Annotated in this window: 18 protein-coding genes and 2 pseudogenes; 8 read left to right on the plus strand and 12 right to left on the minus strand. The window is 72.5% G+C overall.

All coding sequences use genetic code 11. From position 1 onward, the window contains the following. Positions 1-12: 12 nt before the first annotated feature. The gene (locus tag ACFY9E_RS37830; RefSeq protein WP_390992611.1) at positions 13-1,305 is read left to right on the plus strand and encodes an MFS transporter; all 1,293 of its coding nucleotides are present in this window, start codon (positions 13-15) and stop codon (positions 1,303-1,305) included. Between the two features lie 4 nt (positions 1,306-1,309). Here ACFY9E_RS37830 and ACFY9E_RS37835 read toward each other — a convergent pair whose 3' ends face one another. The 3 genes from ACFY9E_RS37835 to ACFY9E_RS37845 form a co-directional block, all read right to left on the minus strand. Then, positions 1,310-1,765, minus strand: coding sequence for a cyclic nucleotide-binding domain-containing protein (locus ACFY9E_RS37835; protein ID WP_390992614.1), 456 nt, complete (start codon positions 1,763-1,765; stop codon positions 1,310-1,312). A gap of 267 nt (positions 1,766-2,032) precedes the next feature. Beyond that, positions 2,033-3,523: an aminotransferase class I/II-fold pyridoxal phosphate-dependent enzyme gene (locus ACFY9E_RS37840; RefSeq protein WP_390992617.1), complete on the minus strand. Its 1,491-nt coding sequence runs from the start codon at positions 3,521-3,523 to the stop codon at positions 2,033-2,035. A gap of 68 nt (positions 3,524-3,591) precedes the next feature. Next, positions 3,592-3,813 carry a hypothetical protein gene (locus tag ACFY9E_RS37845; RefSeq protein WP_283969158.1) on the minus strand — a complete coding sequence of 74 codons (222 nt, stop codon included), beginning with the start codon at positions 3,811-3,813 and terminating at the stop codon, positions 3,592-3,594. A gap of 269 nt (positions 3,814-4,082) precedes the next feature. Here ACFY9E_RS37845 and ACFY9E_RS37850 point away from each other — a divergent pair, with 269 nt between their 5' ends. From ACFY9E_RS37850 to ACFY9E_RS37875, 6 genes are all read left to right on the plus strand, one after another. Beyond that, the gene (locus ACFY9E_RS37850; protein ID WP_390992620.1) at positions 4,083-4,517 is read left to right on the plus strand and encodes an ATP-binding protein; all 435 of its coding nucleotides are present in this window, start codon (positions 4,083-4,085) and stop codon (positions 4,515-4,517) included. Between the two features lie 200 nt (positions 4,518-4,717). Then, complete coding sequence (locus ACFY9E_RS37855; protein ID WP_390992623.1) at positions 4,718-5,581, plus strand: SigB/SigF/SigG family RNA polymerase sigma factor; 864 nt, start codon at positions 4,718-4,720, stop codon at positions 5,579-5,581. 29 nt (positions 5,582-5,610) lie between these two features. Then, positions 5,611-5,904 carry a DUF5133 domain-containing protein gene (locus tag ACFY9E_RS37860; RefSeq protein WP_390992626.1) on the plus strand — a complete coding sequence of 98 codons (294 nt, stop codon included), beginning with the start codon at positions 5,611-5,613 and terminating at the stop codon, positions 5,902-5,904. Positions 5,905-6,015: 111 nt separating this feature from the next. Further along, complete coding sequence (locus tag ACFY9E_RS37865; RefSeq protein WP_390992629.1) at positions 6,016-6,870, plus strand: ANTAR domain-containing protein; 855 nt, start codon at positions 6,016-6,018, stop codon at positions 6,868-6,870. 133 nt (positions 6,871-7,003) lie between these two features. Beyond that, positions 7,004-7,840, plus strand: a complete 837-nt coding sequence (locus tag ACFY9E_RS37870; protein WP_390992632.1) for a DUF1206 domain-containing protein — start codon at positions 7,004-7,006, stop codon at positions 7,838-7,840. Between the two features lie 28 nt (positions 7,841-7,868). Then, positions 7,869-8,303 (plus strand): hypothetical protein, encoded by a 435-nt coding sequence (locus tag ACFY9E_RS37875; protein ID WP_390992635.1) that lies wholly within the window; start codon positions 7,869-7,871, stop codon positions 8,301-8,303. Positions 8,304-8,334: 31 nt separating this feature from the next. Here ACFY9E_RS37875 and ACFY9E_RS37880 read toward each other — a convergent pair whose 3' ends face one another. From ACFY9E_RS37880 to ACFY9E_RS37920, 9 genes and pseudogenes are all read right to left on the minus strand, one after another. Continuing rightward, complete coding sequence (locus ACFY9E_RS37880; protein ID WP_390992638.1) at positions 8,335-10,578, minus strand: FUSC family protein; 2,244 nt, start codon at positions 10,576-10,578, stop codon at positions 8,335-8,337. 83 nt (positions 10,579-10,661) lie between these two features. Next, positions 10,662-12,032: an FAD-dependent oxidoreductase gene (locus ACFY9E_RS37885; protein ID WP_390992641.1), complete on the minus strand. Its 1,371-nt coding sequence runs from the start codon at positions 12,030-12,032 to the stop codon at positions 10,662-10,664. Positions 12,033-12,249: 217 nt separating this feature from the next. Further along, positions 12,250-13,977, minus strand: coding sequence for a SpoIIE family protein phosphatase (locus ACFY9E_RS37890; protein WP_390992644.1), 1,728 nt, complete (start codon positions 13,975-13,977; stop codon positions 12,250-12,252). Then, positions 13,974-14,636, minus strand: a pseudogene (locus tag ACFY9E_RS37895) (SpoIIE family protein phosphatase); the annotation flags it as partial. The pseudogene ACFY9E_RS37895 and the gene ACFY9E_RS37890, both read right to left, overlap by 4 nt. Positions 14,637-15,086: 450 nt before the next feature. After that, positions 15,087-15,470 (minus strand): annotated as a pseudogene (locus tag ACFY9E_RS37900) (ATP-binding protein); the annotation flags it as partial. Further along, on the minus strand, positions 15,470-15,910 hold the full coding sequence (locus tag ACFY9E_RS37905) for an ATP-binding protein (RefSeq protein WP_390992647.1): 441 nt from the start codon (positions 15,908-15,910) through the stop codon (positions 15,470-15,472). The gene ACFY9E_RS37905 and the pseudogene ACFY9E_RS37900, both read right to left, overlap by 1 nt. Beyond that, entirely contained in the window at positions 15,910-16,329 is a 420-nt protein-coding gene (locus ACFY9E_RS37910) for an STAS domain-containing protein (RefSeq protein WP_390992650.1), read from the minus strand. The genes ACFY9E_RS37905 and ACFY9E_RS37910 overlap by 1 nt, the downstream gene beginning before the upstream one ends. Continuing rightward, positions 16,326-17,213 (minus strand): RsbRD N-terminal domain-containing protein, encoded by an 888-nt coding sequence (locus ACFY9E_RS37915; protein ID WP_390992652.1) that lies wholly within the window; start codon positions 17,211-17,213, stop codon positions 16,326-16,328. The genes ACFY9E_RS37910 and ACFY9E_RS37915 overlap by 4 nt, the downstream gene beginning before the upstream one ends. 266 nt (positions 17,214-17,479) lie before the next feature. Further along, on the minus strand, positions 17,480-17,881 hold the full coding sequence (locus ACFY9E_RS37920) for an anti-sigma factor antagonist (protein ID WP_390992655.1): 402 nt from the start codon (positions 17,879-17,881) through the stop codon (positions 17,480-17,482). Between the two features lie 346 nt (positions 17,882-18,227). Between ACFY9E_RS37920 and ACFY9E_RS37925 the strand changes: the two genes are divergently transcribed. After that, a complete protein-coding gene (locus tag ACFY9E_RS37925) occupies positions 18,228-18,599 on the plus strand; it encodes a PRC-barrel domain containing protein (protein ID WP_390992658.1) in 372 nt (123 codons plus the stop codon). Positions 18,600-18,619: the final 20 nt, after the last annotated feature.

Genomic DNA, 18,619 nt, shown 5'->3' on the forward strand with positions numbered 1-18,619 from the left:
AGGAAGCGGCGCGTGGACACGAGCGAGAGCACAACCGAAGAGCGGGACCCCGGCCCACAGGTGCCCCGCCGACGTGGCTGGCGGCGGTGGGCCATGGACACCCGCCCTCTGCGCCGCCCCGCCTACCGCCGGCTGTGGGGCTCAACGATCGTCACGGCCGTCGGCAGCCAGCTCACCGCCGTCGCCGTGCCCAAGCAGATCTACGACATCACCGGCTCCTCGGCCTGGGTGGGTGCCGCGAGCATAGCCGGCCTGGTGCCCCTGATCGTGTTCGCGCTGTGGGGCGGGGCGATCGCCGACACCGTGGACCGGCGCAAGCTGCTGCTGATCACCAACAGCGGCATCGCCGTCACCTCGTTGCTGTTCTGGCTCCAGGCCTTCGCCGGCCTGGAGTCGGTGACCGCGCTGATGCTGCTGCTCGCGGTGCAGCAGGCCTTCTGGGGTCTGAACGCACCGGCCCGCAACGCCTCCATCGCCCGCCTGGTCCCCGAGGACGAACTGCCCGCCGCCAATGCCCTCGGCTCGACCGTGATGCAGACCGGGCAGGTGGCCGGCCCGCTGCTCGCCGGCGCCCTGATCCCCGTCATCGGGCTGCCCGAGCTGTACCTCATCGACGCGCTGGCCCTGTGCGTGACGGTGTGGGCGGTGTACCGGCTGCCCTCGCTGCCGCCCCTGGCCGGCACGGCGGTGCGGCGGGCCGGTGTGAAGGAGATCGTCGCCGGTTTCCGCTACATATCCGGGCACACCGTGCTGCTGCTGTCCTTCCTAGCGGACATCATCGCCATGGTGCTCGGCATGCCCCGCGCCCTGTTCCCCCAGCTCGCCTCCCAGACCTACGCCCCCTACGGCGAAGGGCTCGCGCTGGGCCTGCTGTTCGCGGCGATCCCGATCGGCGCCGTGCTGGGCGGGCTGTTCTCCGGCACCTTCTCCCGGGCCCGGCGGCACGGCTGGATGGTCATCGGGGCGGTGGTCGTCTGGGGCGTGGCCATCACCGGCTTCGGTCTCAGTCGCAACCTCTGGCTCGCGGTGGCGTTCCTCGCCCTCGCCGGGGTGGCCGACATGGTCTCCATGGTCTTCCGCGGGGCGATCCTGCTGTCCGCCGCCACCGACGAGATGCGCGGGCGCATGCAGGGCGTCTTCACCGTCGTCGTGGCGGGGGGCCCGCGCCTGGCCGACGTGCTGCACGGCACCGCGGGCTCCGCCTTCGGCCCGGGCACCGCCGTCGCGGGCGGCGGACTGCTGGTCGTCGCGGTGATGCTGGTCCTGGCCGCCGCCGTACCGGCACTGCGGCGCTACCGCGTCTGACGTCTCACAGAACTCCGCGCCGGTGCAGCGTGTACTGCTCCATCAGCTTGCCCCGGGTCATCTCCAGCCGGTGCGCGAGGACCTCGGCGACGTTGCGCACCAGCATCATCCCCAGCTCCGGGTCCTCCTCGCACAGCGCCAGCACGGCCCCCGCGTCGAACTCGTACGCCCGCACCGGGCTGAACGCCACCGCGCCGAAGTCCCAGGTGTAGGGCGGGAACAGCCAGGACCAGCCGAGCAGGTCGCCCGCGCCGAGGCTGGCCACGGTCACCCGCTGCAGGGAGTTCACCTGCTGGTCCAGGGAGACGGCACCGGAGCGGATGACCCAGAACCGGTCGGCCGGGCCGTCCGCCTCGAAGATGCGGGTGTCCTCGGGGAAGGACACCTCCCGGGCGAGCGTCATCAGACGCTGCCGCTGGGGCGGAGGCAGGGCGGTCAGGAGTTTGATCGCTTTGGTCATGCGGAGCTCCTCGCCGGGCGGTCGACTGCGGTGCTGTCCCTAAGCCCATTTCAGCCGCTGCCGGGGCCCTGGGCACCTCGGCGTACGCGACTTCTTCCGACAGGCCGCCCGGGCATGAGAAAGCCCTGGCTGGACGGGGGAAACCAGCCAGGGCCGTAAGCGGTGGTGCACGGAGGACGGGGGGTCCACTCCGTCACCACGTATGAATGAACGGTAAACCATCCGGGGGGTGTGCTCGCCACCCGAAACCCGGTTGCGTGACCTGTTTCACTTTCGGGGGCGTTGTGGGTTCTCGGCGAGGACCCGGATCTTCTCCAGCCCGGGGTCCTCGGGATCGGGCAGATGCATGCCCGCGTCCAGCCCCGTGCGCAGATACGCCAGCACCGGCTCGGTCAGACGCTCGCCGGGCAGGACCGCGGGGATGCCGGGAGGGTACGGCGTGATCATCTCGGCCGCGATCCGCCCGGCGGCCTCGGCCACCGGCACGGCTTCGGCCGGACCGAAGAACGCGTCACGGGGCAGCACCGCCTGCTCCATCCGCAGCTCCGCGGGCGAGGGCACCTCCACCCGCGGCGCCCGGGGCAGGTCCGGCGCGATCCGCGCGAGGTCCCGCAGCGCCTCCAGCAACTGCCCGGTGGTCTCCTCGTCGTCGCCATGGGTGATCTGCGCGCCGATACGGCGGTGGTCCACCAGATGCGCGTCGATGTGCCGGTGCTCGCGCAGCCAGTCCGCCGCCTGGAAGCCCGTGATCCCGAGTCCGGTGAGGTCGATGACGCCGGGCAGCGGGTCGAGGTCGTCGGACCGGCCCGGACCGCAGAAGTCGTCCCGGTCGTTGACGTGCAGTCCGTCGGTCTCCTCGATGGCCGCCCGGACGTCGGCCGCCAGCTCCAGCGCACCGCCCATCAGTTCCTCGCCGTGCAGCGCCATCTGCCGCCGCCAGCCGTCCAGACCGGCGTAGATCAGCACCGAGGGGCTGGTCGTGCCCAGCAGATCCGCGCGCATCCCCAGCAGCTCCGGCGGCACCAGACCGCCCTGGAGATGGAAGACCGAACCCTGCTCCAGACCGCTGCCCATCTTGTGGATGCTGGTCACGCAGATGTCGGCGCCCGCGTCCATCGCCCAGGACGGCAGACCGGGGTGGAACGGCAGATGCGCCCCCCACGCCTCGTCGACGATCAGCGGCCGTGAGCGGCGGTGACAGACGTCGGCGACGGCCCGCAGGTCCGCGCAGCCGCCGTACGGCGTGGGACTCGTGATCAGCGCGCCGCGCGCGTCCGGATGCGCGTCGAAAGCCCGGTCGAACTCCTCGGCGGACGGCGGATGGGCCAGATTGCGCTCCGCGTCCCAGCGGGGCTCGACCCAGACGGGCTCGATGCCGGAGATGATCAGCCCCGCCACCACCGACTTGTGGGCGTCCCGCCCGATCAGCAGCTTCTCGTGCGGCCCCGCGACCGACAGCATCGCGGCCTTGACCGACAGGGAACTCCCGCACGTGCTGAAGAAGGTGTGCTCGGCGTGCACCGCGTCGGCCATCAGCTCCTGGGCCCGTTGCAGCACCCGGCCCCGGGTGAGCCGGTCGTCCAGCCCGCCCGAGGCCAGCACGTCCCCGTGGAACACCGCGTCACCGAGGATCTCCCGGACCGCCGGATCAGCGCCGCGGGCCTGCTTGTGCCCGGGCGGCGTGAACGACAGATGCCCCTTGCGTCGGTACTCGTCCAGGGCTTCCAGAACCGGTGCTCGCGTGTGGTCGACTGTCATGTGCACCGGGTTCCCGGCGTGTGCCCGCGCAATCCGGCCCGGCCCCCCGGCGGTCGGCCGTCACCCGGTCAGCCTCCGGGCGCGTGTGAGCCGGGGGCCACGATCTCGTCCAGCACCCGCAGCACCGCCTCGTAGGACATCCGCCGCACGGTCGCGTCCCGGGCCCCCTGGGGGTCGGTCGCGTCCAGCTCCTCGCTCCTGGTCCGCCACGTTCGTTCCTCCTGGACCGCGCACTCCCTCGCACGCTGGATGCGCCGCAGCAACTCGTCTGAATCCACCACATCGGTCATGCACACCGCGTACCCGTTCAGCGCAGGGAGATGGCACCGAGTCACGGCCGCCAGAGGTGTTTTCGGGCCTTCCGGGCGTATCCGAGGTTTGCAGGTGCGGGGAGAGGTGAGCCGTTGAGTACGACCGCGGCGCTTGCGCGGTGCGCGCCCGGAACGCCGCGGCAGGTCGAAGAGGGGCAACGGGTCCGCCGGCCCCGGCCAGTCCGGGGCGGGCGGCCATGGACGCGGTCCGGGCCCGGCATCCGTTTGTGCTGACAGGGAGCTGCAGTATGTGCGAGGAGCACATGATCGAATCCGTTTTCGAGCCGCCCGGTGGCCACCGTGCCCGGCCGTCCAAACCCGCAGAGGCACGCCGGGCGGTGGAGCGAGCCGTCGCCGAGCGCTGCCGGGCCACCCACATACCGTGCGACCGCGACGCCCTGTCCGACGCGCTGCTCGTCGTCTCGGAGCTGACGACCAACGCGATCCTGCACGGCGGCGGTGTCACCGACTTCCAGGTCGACGTCGACGGCCCCGGCGTGCGCGTCTCGGTGAGCGACCGCAGCGACGCGCTGCCCGTGACCGCGCCCCGCACCGACGCGCACGGACGGTTGCGGCACGGCGGCCACGGCTGGCCCATCGTCTGCCGGCTCGCCCGCGACGTCCGGGTGTCGGACCTGCCTGCCGGGGGCAAGTGCATCACCGCCGTCGTGCCCTTGTCCTGACGCCCGTGAAACGGCGCCCGACAGATTGCTCAGCAAAGCGGAGTTTGTTCCACCGGGCCTAGGGCAGACGCAGTTTCGTGCTTCGGACCGGAGGCGCGCCAGCGGGAGCGGTATGACTGCCCCGGAGGGCGTCCAGGCGCATCCGGGCAGCGACCTTCCCGCGGTCAGTCCCTGAAACCACCGTTCAGGAGCGAATCCGCATGCTCATCGAAACGCCCACCCATCGTCCCGGCACGCCCGAAACGACGACCACCGCTCCCCGGCGCCGTCACGACGACGCCCCCGACACCGCCGCCCTGTTCACCCGGATGGCGGAACTGGAGGATGGTCCCGAGCGGGACGCCGTCCGCGACGAACTGGTCACCCTGTGGCTGCCCATGGCCCACCGCATCGCCGGCCGCTTCCGCGACCGCGGAGAGTCGATCGAAGACCTCCGGCAGGTCGCGGCGCTGGGCCTGGTCAAGGCCATCGACCGGTTCGACCCGAGCCGGGGCGCCTTCGAAAGTTACGCCGTCCCCACCATCACCGGTGAGGTCAAGCGGCACTTCCGGGACCGCATGTGGGCCCTGCGAGTCCCCCGCCGTGTCCAGGAACTGCGCAACAAGGTGCGGGTGGCACGCCGCGAACTCACCCAGAACCCGGGCAGCCCCGAGCCCTCCGTGGCGGACATCGCCACCCACACCGGCCTGACCGAGGAAGAGGTCAACGCCGGGCTCGAGGCCCTGGACAGCTTCAGCACCCTGTCGCTGGACGCCGAGCTCTCGGCCGACGACGACGGCTACAGCCTCGCGGACACCCTCGGCGCGGCCGACTCGTCCTACGACGTCGTCGTGGACCGCGAGTCCGCCAAGGAAGGCCTGCGCCGGCTGCCGGAACGCGAACGGGCCATCCTCTACATGCGCTTCTTCGAGGACATGACCCAAAGCCGTATCGCCGACCACCTCGGCATCTCCCAGATGCACGTCTCCCGCCTCATCAGCCGCAGCTGCGCCCGTGTGCGCGACGAGGTCCTGGGGCAGCGGACGGGCACCCGGGGGAGCGGCGGCCCCTCCACCACGGCCTGACCATCCGACCCCACGAGGAGCGAACGACCATGCTGAGGCCCCACCCCGCCGTGCTGCGCCGACTGGTCGACGAGTACGAGGCCCTGGCCGCCGCCGAGGCCGTCCGCGGACCGGCGGAGCTGAACCCCAGAGCGCGCGACCTGGCGTACACGCTGTGCGTGTCCACCGGCACCCGGGACGTCAAGCGCGCCCTGGAAGCCGCCCACCAGTGGCTCGCGACCGCACCCGCACCGGTCCGCGAACCCGCCGCGGCGACGGCCGTACAGCGCGAACCGGCCGTGGCCACGGCCGGACGGCGCATGCCGGCCACGGAGCCCGCCTGATCCGCGTGTGCCACTGACACGACGGGGAAGACGAGGCAGGACCAGGGCCCGGCCGACGGCGGAAGCCGCGGCCGGGCCCGTCCGCGTCATGCCACTGACACCAGGAGACCCATGTCCACACCCGGGCGGGCAGCGGCCGCCGACGACGAGCTGGAGCGCCTGCGTGCCGAGGTGCGCGACCTGCGGGCCCGGGCCCGCGTACGCCCGCTGATCTCGCAGGCGCAGGGCATGCTGCAGGAGCGCTACACGCTGCCCGACGCCGACAGCGCCTTCGCGCTGATGCAGATGGCCTCACAGCGGTACAACGTCAAGCTGCGCACACTCGCCGACGTCCTGGTGACGGCGCCCCGCCCCGACGGGCAGGACACGCTGTGGTTCCCGGAGCGCGTCCGCGGACCGGAACCCGGTCTGACCTTCACGCAGGCGCACCGGTCCGGCTCCGGCAGCCGCGGTGCCGTCCTGAAGGCCGTGCTGCGTTCGACCCTGATGGTGACCGGCACCGACATGGGCAACGTGCAGCTCCCCGACCGGGCACGGGGAGGTCTGCGCATCGAGCAGCACACCGGCCTCACGGCCGACTTCGTCGACTTCTTCGCCCACGTCGGTGAGGACGGCACGTCCTGTGCGCAGGCCGCGCGCGACGTCTGCCAGGTCACCGTCCGCGAGGTGGAGAGCGACCCGGTCTTCACCGAACCGGCCCGCAGGGCCATCCTCGCGGCGGGCAGCAGGGCCTGTCACAGCGTCCCGCTGACCACCGAGTCCGGGCTCTGCGTCGGCATGGTCTCGGCCCACATGGACCGGCCCTCCGACGGCCTGACGACGGCCCAGAAGAAGGCCCTCGACACCATCGGCGGCCAGGCGGGCCGCTGGCTCGCCTGGCACGACCGCACGGTGGTCCTGGACGCCCTGGAGCACCTGCACGCCCTCGGCTGCGCAGGCCGCGGAGCGAGGTTCCGGCGGTCCTGAGGCCGTGACGGAAGTGACGCCGCCGTGCCGCTGGGAGGGCCGCGCTCGGCCGCGAACCGGAATCCGCTGGTCCGGGAGCTGCGCCGGGTGTGTGGACGCCGACCCGGGGCATCCGGACTCCCGGGAGGTCGACATGAACACGAGTGCGATGGCACAGAGCGGTCGGTTCCGGGCCCGGCGGATGGCCCGGGGTTCGATGACCGAGGGGGCGGCACGGGCGGGGTTCGCCGCCCGGGGCGTGATCTATCTGCTCGTCGGGGCGCTGGCCCTGCAGATCGCCTTCGGCGACACCGGCCGGCAGGCCGACCGCGGGGGAGCCCTGCAGGAACTGGCGCAGAAGCCGTTCGGCGCGGTGCTGCTGTGGGCGCTGGGCATCGGGCTCGTCGGTATGGCCCTGTGGCGGCTGTCCGAGGCGCTCTTCGGCTCGATCGGCAAGGACGGCCGCAGTGCCCGCAAGCGGCTGATGGCGACGGCCCGCTTCGCGTTCTACGTCTTCGTCGCCTACTCGGTGCTGTCGTTCGCGATCAGCCGCCACCAGAGCGGCGGGAACAGCGACAAGCAGTCCCGGGACGCCACCGCCAGGGTTCTGGAGATTCCCGCCGGCCAGTGGCTGGTCGGGGCCGCCGGCATCGCGATCGTGGTGGCGGGCGGCTGGATCGCCGTACGCGCGGTGATGCGCAAGTACCACGACAAGCTCCGGCTGGGGCAGATGAGCCACCGTACGCGGCAGCTGGTGGACGTCACGGGCGTGGCCGGTGGCGCCGCCCGCGGACTGGTCTTCGCGGTGGCCGGCGTCTTCGCCGTCCGCGCCGCCGTCGACTACGAACCGGACAAGGCCAAGGGGCTGGACGACACCCTGCGCTCCCTGGCCGAAACCCCGCTCGGCCCCTGGCTGCTGGTCTGCGTCGCGGCCGGGCTGGTGCTGTTCGGAGTGTTCTCCTTCGCCATGGCCCGGTGGCGACGCGTCTGAGTCGCGTCGTGTGGGGAACACGATGCCCATGAGCGATTCCGAGATTCCGCATGGCGATGGCCGGCCCGTGGACATGTACCTGGACCTCCTGCGCATCCGGATGGACACGGAGGACTACCGCCTTCTGATGCGCGCGGTGGAACCCGTCCTCGAGGCGATCGAAGAGGAACGCCTGTCCAGCCTCGACTTCGCGCTCGACTCCGGGGCCAATGACGAACTCCCCCAGGAGGTCCGTGACGAGGTGGCCCTCGTCATCGCCACCGCCGTCACCGGCCGCTTGGACAACGAGGTGGTCGAACTCGACGTCGACGACACCGGCCCGGTCAGAATCGTCACGGACGCCACCACCGCGTCCGACCCGATCCGCCTCGGCGAGATAGCCGACTACATCCGGGACCGGCACAAGCAGACCGAGGAGCTGCGGGGCATCGCCGAGGCAAGCGGGCTGCCCACGGACTTCTGACGGACAGCGCCTCTCACCCCCTGCGCGCCTCTCACGCCTTGGGTGCCGCCATCGGCACGCCCAGCGGCCGGGCGAGGCCCACCACGGCCTCGTCCAGCCGCTCGAGATGCCGCAGCACGCGGTCGGTGATCCGGCCGTAGCGCGGCGTTCCGGCGTCGGACCCCAGCAGCGAGGCGATGCTCGGTCCGGTCTCCACACGCACGTCCGCGTGCTCGTCGGCCACCCGGGCCGCGATGGTCCCGATGTTGCGCACCGTGCGCCCGGCCGCCCCGCGCAGTCGCGGGTCCGCCGCGATCGAGGGGTGCGTGGGCAGCAGCTCGGCGGTCGCCGCCAGGGTCCGCGCGTGGTACGCGCACGTCTCCAGCAGCGCCACCACGTACCGGGCCGTGTGACGCCGGGTCCGCAGCGGCGTGACCGGGTGGATCAGCGGCTGGGTAGCGGCCCGCAGATCGGCCAGCGCCTGGTCCAGGTCGCGTGCCTTGTCGAGCAGCTCGTCCGCCGGCCCGCCGCTGAGCTGCCCGACCGCGGCCTCGGTGACCTCGGCCAGCCGTTCCAGCACGGTGCCGAGCAGTTCGTTCGTACGGCGGTCCGTCTGCACCGGCAGGACCAGTGCCGCCGCCACCACCCCGCACGCCGCGCCGAGCGCCGTCTCCTCGATCCGCAGCACGAGCACGTCGAGGCTGTAGGTGTGCAGCAGCGTGTAGAGCAGCCCCAGCATCGCGGTGACGAAGAACGACATCAGGGTGTACGACAACGGCGCCGTGTAGAACATGGCGAAGATCAGCACCAGGACCAGGGCGAACGCCGTCCAGGTGTGGGTGCCGACCAGTCCCGCCAGGACGATGCCGGCCACCACGCCGAACACCGTGCCCAGCAGTCGCCGGTAGCCCTTGACCAGGATCTCGCCCGTCGAGGCGGTGTTCAGGAAAACGATCCAGCAGGTCAGCACCGCCCAGTACCAGCGCTGCGTGGACAGCAGCTCCCCGCCGATGATCGCCAGCGAGGACCCGACGGCGACCTGCACGGCCGCCCGCGTGGTGGGCCGCCGCAGGCCCGTCTGCTCCTCCTGCGCCGCCTCCTCGCCGCCGCCGTCGATCGCGGCGTCCTCGGCGTCCAGTTCCTCGCGGGAGCGGGCCGTGGCGGGGGTGTCGTCCGACTCGTCCTGCGGGCCGTCCAGCGCGATCCGCAGCCCGAGCACCGCGCGGGCCGACTCGCCGATGCCGCGGAAGACGTCCTGGACGGCGGCCGACGCGGGCGGCAGGTTCTCCTCGTCCCGGTAGCCGAGCAGCCGGTTGCGCACATGGGCCAGCCCGGTCCCCGTGTCGCCGCTGCCTGCCCGCAGCACCAGGGCGTGCAGCGCCTGCAGATCGCGGCGGAGCGTGGCGCCCGCCTCGTCCGGTACGGCAGGACCGGCCGGCGACGGAGCGGGCGCACCGGGCAGGTGCAGGGTGAGCGTGTCGGCCCGTTCGGCGCTGCGGGCGGTCAGCAGGAGCAGGCCGAGCCGCTCGGCGGCGATCTCGGCGTCCGCGATCCTGCGCTGCACCAGCCGTGCCGCCGACTCGTCCGGGGTGCCCTCCTCCAGCCGCCCCTGGATCATCATCGCCGTCTCGTGGAGCCGTGCGGTGCCCTCGCGCACGGCCCCCAGCGCCTTGTCCATCTCGTCCGCGGGGGCGTCGAGGAGTTCGAGCTGCGCGGCGACCAGCTGGGCGAGCCGGGCGCGGAAGGCCAGGCGCAGTCGCAGCAGCACGCCGGCGGGTGTCGCGGGCACGATCGCGAAGCGCATCAGGGCACTGGAGCAGAACGCCAGGGCCATGGCCGCGCACAGCGAGGGCAGCGCGGAGACGGTGGCACCGACGAACAGGGACAGGAAGTAGACCTGGAAGCCGATCAGCCCGAGTGCGGTGCCCCGGTCGCCGAACCGGCGGCCGTAGACCGCGCAGAAGATCAGGACGACGAAGAAGACGTCACCGACGACCAGGCGCGCGTTCAGGACCGCGCCCAGGGACACCGAGGCCAAGGCCACCGGAAGCCCCAGCGCCAGCGTCACGGCCTGTGCGCCCGGCTGTTTCTCCCGGATGGCGAAGGTGGCGACCATCGCCGCCATGGCCCCCGCCACCAGGAGGTGCACATCGGCCCCCAGCAGGGAGAGCACGGCCAGGGTGAGAGCGATCGCGCCGACCGTCCGCAACCCGGCCGTCAGACGCAGCAGTCCGGGGTCGGACGCCGCGATCCGGTCCCGCACGCGTCCCCGTGCCGCGCGTCCCGCTGCCCTCACTCCGTCGCACTCTCTCCCGACTCACACCAAGATCCGTATCTCAGCATGACATGCCACGAGCGCAAGCTCCCGTCCGGCCCGGTCTACCGCGGCCGGCCCGAACCCTCGACCTGCTCCCGCACCTGTTCCGGCGTCAGATAGGCGTCGGTGTACTCGAAGTCCTTCAGCCGCGCGGCCTTGCGGGCCTGGAAGCCGGTCCGTACGAAGTCGTCACCCGCGACCGCGTTGAGCAGCCAGTTCGTCATCACCCGCGTCTTGGCCACGTTGGTGCGCAGCGCCGACCAGTGGTAGCCGCGGGCCACGGCCTGGGCGGGCAGCCCGCGCAGTTCGACGCCCAGCGGCTTGGAGACCGCGTCGGTGCCGCCGAGGTCGACGACGAGCCCGAGGTCCTTGTGGACGTACGGGTTCATCACCTGGCCCCGCAGCGACGCGATGACGTTGTCGGCGACATGCCTGCCCTGCCGCAGGGCGTGCTGCGCGGTCGGCGGGCACATGGCCCCGTCCCCCTTGGCCAGGTCGGGCACGGCGGCCGAGTCGCCGAGCGCGAACACGCCGTCGTTGCCCGGCAGGTTCATCTCGGGGGCGACCGCGAGCCGTCCCTTGACGGTCTCCGCGCCGAGCGTGGCGATGAGCGGGCTCGCGACGACGCCGGCGGTCCAGATGAGCGTGCGGGTCGGGATCACCCGCCCGTCGGTGAAGGTGACCTCCTCGGGGCCGGCCTTCGCGATGGAGGTGCCCAGGGAGATCTCGATGCCGCGCCGGCGCAGGATCTCCTGCGCGCTGCTGCCGAGCTTGTCGCCCAGCTCCGGCATCAGCTTCGGCGCGATGTCGATGAGATGCCACTTGATCAGGCTGGAGTCCAGCCGCGGGTAGCGCTTGACCGCCGCGTGCGTCAGCCGCTGCAGACACGCCGCGGTCTCGGTGCCGGCGTAACCGCCGCCGACCACCACGAACTGCAGCCGGGAGGCCCGCTCCACGGGGTCCTGGCTCGCGTCGGCCAGGTCCAGCTGTGAGATGACGTGGTCACGGATGTACGCCGCCTCGGCGAGGGTCTTCATCCCGAACGCGTGGTCCGTCAGCCCCGGGATGTCGAAGGTGCGGGTGATGCTGCCGGGCGCCAGCACGATGTAGTCGTACGGCTCGTTGACGATCTCGTCGGTGATGGTGCGGATGACGCAGACCTTGGACTTCAGGTCCACGCCGATGGCGCCGCCCGGAATGATCCGCGTGCGGTACTTCTTGCTGCGGCGCAGCGAGACGGCGATCGACTGCGGCGTCAGCACGCCGGAGGCTACCTGGGGGAGCAACGGCAGGTAGAGCTGGTAGGCGAACGGCGTCACCAACGTGACGTCGGCCTCGTCCGGGGAGAGTTTCCGTTCCAGACGGCGGACGCACTCCACGCCGGCGAAGCCTGCGCCAACCACCAGGATCCTGGGTCGTGTCACGGTGTTCATCCCTTTCTGCGGCTCCAGGCGGTCTGCCTCGAACGCCTTCCGACTGCCCCTGGATCGCTGGTTCGCACCCCTTCGATCCCACCGTGTGTCCGGCCGTCGCGCCAGTCGGACGCGGCAGGCAGACGAACGCGTCGATCACCACCATGCCCGCACCGTGGCCGAAAAGCACCAGGCGGGAGTGAAGAACGCGTGCACACCCGGCCGGCCGGAGCCGCCGTCAGGAGTGCGCGCCGCCTTGGAAGTGACAGAGCAGCAGACAGACGTCGTCGTCCCGCTCGGAATCGCTCAGCAGGGGGTTCAGAAGCCGGTCCGCCGAGCCCTCCAGGTCCGCGTCCAGCTCCGCGGAACGGAATCCGCCGAGCGCCGAGGCCAGCCGGCCGATGCCCGGGTCTATGCCCTGCGCCCGCCGCTCCACCAGCCCGTCCGTGTACAGGGCGAGGGTCGAGCCGGGCTCCAGCTCCTCCGTGTGGTCGGCGATCTCCTGGGTGAGCGGGATGCCGAGCATCGCGCCGGGTTTGGCGTCGAGGGTGCGCACGGTGCCGTCGGGCAGGCGCAGCACCGGCGGCGGATGCCCCGCGGCGGCCCAGGTCAGCGTGGGCTCGTCCGGGTGGAACCGGGCGATGACGGCGGTGGCGTACAGATCCGGCTGGAGATGGTGCAGGAACCGGTGCAGCCGGGTCAGCAGCCGGCCCGGGCTGTCACCGTCGACGGCGTACGCCCGCAGCGCGGTGCGCAGCTGGCTCATCATGACCGCCGCGTGCAGCCCGTGCCCGGTGACGTCGCCGATGACGGTGATGAGACCGCCGTCCCGCTGGGGGAACGCGTCGTACCAGTCGCCGCCGATGTTCAGCCCGTGCGTGGCCGGAAGGTACCGCGCGGCCAGGCTGAGGCCCGGTGTGGCCGGGAGGTCCGTGAGCAGGGCGCGCTGGAGCGTCTCGGCGATGTCGCGGTTGTGCTCGAAGCGCCGGGCGTTGTCGATCGCGATGCTGGCTCGCCGGGTGAGCTCGATCAGCATCACCGCGTCGTCCGGGTCCCAGCGCCCCCCGGGCGGCGACAGCGTCAGGACGCCCAGCGGCGCCCGCCGTGTCGGCAGCGGCACGCACAGCAGCGGCCGCCCGGGATCCAGCGCCGACGGCGGCTGGTCGTCGACGCCGGGCAGGTTGCCGGGGTGGTCGGCGGCGTACTGGGGCCGCCCGGTGCGGGCCGCGAACACGGCCGCGGCCGGATGCGGCGCCGACCGGTGCTTGTCCTCCTCCTGGTCGAAGAGCCAGACGTCGACACTGCTCGCGTACTCCGGCACCAGCAGGTCCGGCAGCCGGCGCACGATCTCCTCGTGGTTCAGCGACGCCGTCAGCACGGCGCTCGCGTCCGCGAGGAACGTCAGCCTGCGCCGGGCGCTCTCCGCCTCGTTGCGGGCGCTGCGCTCGGCGGCGAAGGCCTCGCGCTGGGCCCGGCCGGCCGCGTCCAGCTCGGCGTGCAGCGCCAGGACGCCCTGGTTGGTCTGGTGCAGCTCCTCGCGGTGGAAGGAGACCAGGTCCTCCTGCTCCGTGAGCTTCTCCAGCACCACGGCCGTGTCCTCGTCGGCGCCGAGCAGCGCTTCGGACAGGGCGGCGGGGTCGTCGGCGACGGTGCCGCCTTCGGTGGCCCCGGCCGTCTCGGGGCAGGGGACGGTGGCCTCCCAGAGAGGCTCCCCGGCGGCGCACGCCTCCGGTGACGGGGTCACCACGAGGTGCAGCAGACCCTCCTCGGCGGGGGAGTCCGCCAGGTCCATGGTGAGCCGCCAGGTGCCGCCCTTGGTGAGGCACTGCCGCAGGTGGGCGCTGAGGCCGGTGGCCAGCCGGGTCCGTTCGACGGTGGGCACACCGTGGGCGGCGGCCAGGCGCGCGAGCGAGATGCGGGCGCGGGCCGCGTCGGTGACGGTGGTGATCTGCCAAGTGCGCATCATGGGCGTTCCGGCGGGGTCGAGGTCAGCACGGCCACGGCGGTGTCGTCCCGCACCGGCCGGGCGGGACTGCTGGTGTCGCGTATCGTCACGGCGGCCGTCACGGCCGGGTCCGCCGCGGGCAGCCCGGGGTCGGACGGCGGCGTCCAGCGACTGGGCAGACCGTCGGTGTGCAGGATCAGCAGCGGGTCGCCCGTCCAGTCGGCCTCCTCCTCGCGGAGGGTGGTGGGCCGGTGGACCCCGACGATGCCGGGCCTCGACAGCAGGGCGCGCCAGGTGCCGTCGGTGCGCAGCCGCGCCCCCACGTTCCCGATGCCGGCGAACCGGAGCCGCCGGGCCGGCAGGTCGAGCTGGGCGAGGGCGACGGCCGCGCCGCGCGTGCCGGTCAGCGCTTCGTGCAGCCGGCGCAGCGACTCGGCGGGGGAGAGGTGGGCCCACCGGTGCACGGCCGCGACCGCGGCGGACGAGGCATGCGCGGCCTCCGGCCCGTGTCCCAGTCCGTCCGCCAGCATCAACGTCACCCGGTCCCCGTCCCGGACCCACGCCCAGGCGTCTCCCGAGTACTCGGCGCCGCCGTAGGGGATGTTCACCCCACCGGCCCGGACCCCGGCACCGGGAAGGGAACGGCTCTGCCGGGCCGTCCCGGGGGCCGGGAGGCCGTGAGCGGGAGCCGCGGGGTCTGCCGGCGTGTTCGTCCTCGGGGTGCCGAACGTGACGGCGTCGGCCGGTTCGTGGGACGGTGCCGAGCCGGTCCCCGGGGTGCCGGCGTGGGCGAGGCCGTGGGCCCGTGCCGCCTGCGGCTCGGGTCGCCGCCCCGTGGCGCCGGTGCGCCGGAGCTCCTGGCCCGGCACTCCGTACGGCCCGTGCCCGACGCCCTGCGCCGGGCCGGCTTCCGGCGTGGGGCCGCCCGCTGCCCCCTGCGCCGGCCCGGTGAAGTCCGGCGCACTGCCCGGCACCGCCGCGTGGCCTGTCAGCGCGCCGCAGGCCACCGCGCCGAACGGCGGCTCGCCGCCCGGCCACTGTCCGCCGGCGGAGATCCCGCCCTCGAACCGCCCCGGCGCCTGCGCGCCCCGGGGGGTCGTGCTCACGCGGGCGACGGCGACCGTGCCGCGGCCGGGGGCGCTGTGCAGGGCGAAGTCGTCGGACAGGCGCCGGCACGTGCCCAGGCCCGCACCGAGCGAACGGGTCGTGGAGAAGCCGTCGCGCAGGGCCGCGGACACGTCGGGGATGCCCGGGCCGTGGTCGATCGCGGCGATCTGCACCACCCGGGACGCCTCACCGCCCTCCCGCAGCACGGGTGGGGCCACGACCTCGATGAGCACCTGACCACCCTCGGCGTGCTTCAGCAGGTTCGTGGCGAGCTCGGTCGCGACCAGCGCGGCGGCCGCGGTACGCCGCTCGTCCAGCCCGGCCAGCGCGGCGGCGCCCTCCGCCGCGACCCGCGCGTCACGCACCCGGGTCGAGTCGCGCACCGGCACGTCCCACACGCGCGGCATCAGACCTCCTCGCGCGGACGCGGCGGCCGGCCCACCCAGCAGGTCACGCGCACCGTGGTGCCCGTACCCGGCGTGGTGTCGATGTCGAAGTCGTGCACCAAGCGCCGCGCACCGCTCAGCCCCATGCCCAGACCGCCGCCGGAGGTGTAGCCGTCGCTCAGCGCCTGGTCCAGGTCCGCGATGCCCGGCCCGTCGTCGCTGAAGGACAGCCGCAGCCCCTGCGCACCCGCGCTGCTGACCTGCGTGGCCTCCATCTGTCCGCCACCGCCGTGCACCAGGGTGTTGCGGGCCAGCTCGCTGGCCGCGGTGATCAGCTTGGTCTGGTCCACCAGGCCGAAGCCGAGCCGGGCAGCGGCCTGCCGTACGTGCTGACGCACCCACACCAGGTCCATGTCCGACCGGATGGGCAAGCAGGCCTCCACGCCCGCGGCAGTGTGCATCACGGACTCTCCTGACGCGGGCTGCCGGGACGGGTCACCGGGGCCTGCCGGGCGAGGAGCTCCATGCCCGCCTCGGTGCTGAGCGCGGTGCTGAGCCCCGGCAGCGTCAGACCCAGTTCGACCAGGGTGATGGCGACGGCCGGGCGCATGCCGGCCACCACGGTGCGCGCGGCCAGCAACTTGGACTGCGCGGCGATCTCGGCCAGCACCCGGCCGAGGAAGGAGTCGACGATCTCCACACCGGAGATGTCGATGAGGACCCCGCGCACCCCGGTGCGGGAGATGGTCTCCGAGAGGTCCTGCTGGAGCTGCTGCGCCGTGCTGTCGTGCAGATCGCCCTGGAGCGTGACCAGCAGGACGTCGCCGAGCCGGAGGACCGGCACGTGGCCGGTCACGGGGTGGGGGTAGGCGTCGTTCACCGCTGGCCCGTACCCGAATTCACGATGTCCGCGCCGAGCTGGTGCAGCGCGTACCCGAGCGCGTCGGCGAGGCTCGCGCGGGTGATCACGTCCAGGTCCAGTCCGAGATGCACGATGGTCTGGGCGATGGCGGGGCGGATGCCCGAGACGATGCACTCGGCGCCCATGAGCCGCGCCGCGGCGACCGTCTTCATCAGGTGCTGCGCCACCAGCGAGTCGACCGTCGGCACCCCGGTGATGTCGAGGATCGCGAACCGCGCGTGCTGTTCGACGACGGCGTTCAGCAGCGTCTCCATCACGATCTGGCTGCGGGCGCTGTCGAGCGTCCCGATCAGCGGTACGGCCACGACGCCGTCCCACAGCCGGATGACGGGTGTGGCCACCTCCATCAGCTGCAGTCGCTGGCGGTCGCTGAGCGCCTGCCACTCGCTCAGCGCCGTCTGCATCGCCACCAGCCGGAGGGTGCCCATCAGCACGGTCAGGGCGGTCGAAGACGCCCGCAGGTGCTCGGGGGGCGCCTGCTCGAGATCGGCGGCCAGCAGATTCTCCACGGGCGGCCGCAGGGCGGCCAGCTCGCTGGAGACCTGGGTGTTGGACAGCCCGGCACGGGAGCGGGCCACGCCCATCCGTGCCAGCTGCTCGCGCACCCCGCTGAATCCCGCGGCGTCCGGGTCCTCCACCTGTTCAGAGTCGGCCACCTGGGCCAGCGCGTCGACCACGGCCTTGCCCGCTTCCACCGCCTCGTCGCGCGAGACGGTGAACACGGTGCGGAACAAGGGCTCGTCCGCCCACCGCTGGGCGATCTGCTCACGCCGGCGGTGCAGGAAGTCCCTGACCTCGTGGCTGGGGGTGGCGAGCTGTCCGTCCGCTTCGTGCTCCGGCACCTGGTTCTCTCCTCATCCGCGTTGCGTCGACCGAGCCCGCTTCTGGCAACGAGACGGCGATGTGACACTTGCCGGGCGACAACTCTAACCATGCGCCGACCTCGTACGACACCTGCTCCGGTGCAAGCGATCCGGTTCAGGGGAACGGCGGTTGCCACCGTCCGGGTATCGGCGCGTGAAGGGTGAGCCGTCGTTCGGGCAGGGCGGAGCGAGGGCACCGGCCGACCGTTCTTCGACGTCACCGTGCCCGAGGGGGAGCCGGTTGGTCAGAGGCTCTGGTCTCCCGGCTCCTCGGGGACGCTCGGCCCTTCGTCGACACGGGTCAGAGCCTCGTCGACACTCTCCGATATCGGCACCGTGATGCTGACGCCGGTCAGGTCGAGGATGCGCCGCACGGCAGGGGTCGGGCTGATGACGTGCACGCTGCCCTCGGTCTTACGGGTCTCCTGGTACACCCTCAGGATGATGTTCATCCCGGACGAGTCCATGAAGGGGACGGACGAGAGGTCGAGCAGGAAATGCCGTCGGCCGTGGTGGAGTTGATTGGCCAGATGGGCCTGGAACTCGGTCGCGGTGTCGACGTCCAGGTAGCCGTCGACCGTGATCAGGGCCACGTCCTCCCGGGGCAGTTCGACTTCCACGGACAGCGGGTTCTGGGCGAGGGGCACGGGTACCTCCAACAAGTGCTACGGCCACGGGCTGGTCACCTCTGGGGATGACCGCGGTGCGAGGGGATTCCGGTCGTTCTCCGGACTCGAATGCCGTTTCTCATGCGCCTCCCTTCATCGACGGGCTTCGGATGTCACCGCGCCCCCGCGATTACCCCGGAAACCGTCCTCCATGCATCCCGGTCCGAAGATCCTCGGGACCGGGTCGCAGGACGACTTGCGGTAGCAGGCGTGTTCGCCGAATGCGCTTGCGGCAGGAGGGTAATTGCTGCTGTGGAACGAGGCGGGCGGGATGCGTCCGCCGGAGGCATGACGATCCGCACATCGCCAGGGAGGATGGAACAGCGTGGCCATCGACAGAATCTGGTCGTACGCGCCGGACAGCGGTCGCACCGAGGGACAGGACCTGACCGGTTTCGCCGTCGCCGCGACCGACGGCACGATCGGGCACGTGGACCGGGAGGCCGCCCCGCACGGCATGCGGCACCTGGTCGTCGACACCGGGGTCTGGGTGTTCGGCCGCAGCGTCCTGGTCCCGGCCGGAGTCGTCACCGGCGTCGACACGCAGGCGAGGAAGGTGACACTGGCCTGCAGCAGGGGAGACGCGAAGGCCGCGCCCCGCTTCCAGACGGACAGCGAGACGCGGGACCAGGAGTATCTGCGGGCCGTGGGTGACTACTACGACCGGCTGCCGCCCCGCGAGGCGGCCCAGGTCTGAGCCGGTCACGGGCGCGCTGC

The sequence above is a fragment of the Streptomyces sp. NPDC012466 genome, assembly GCF_042955215.1.
GTDB lineage: Bacteria > Actinomycetota > Actinomycetes > Streptomycetales > Streptomycetaceae > Streptomyces.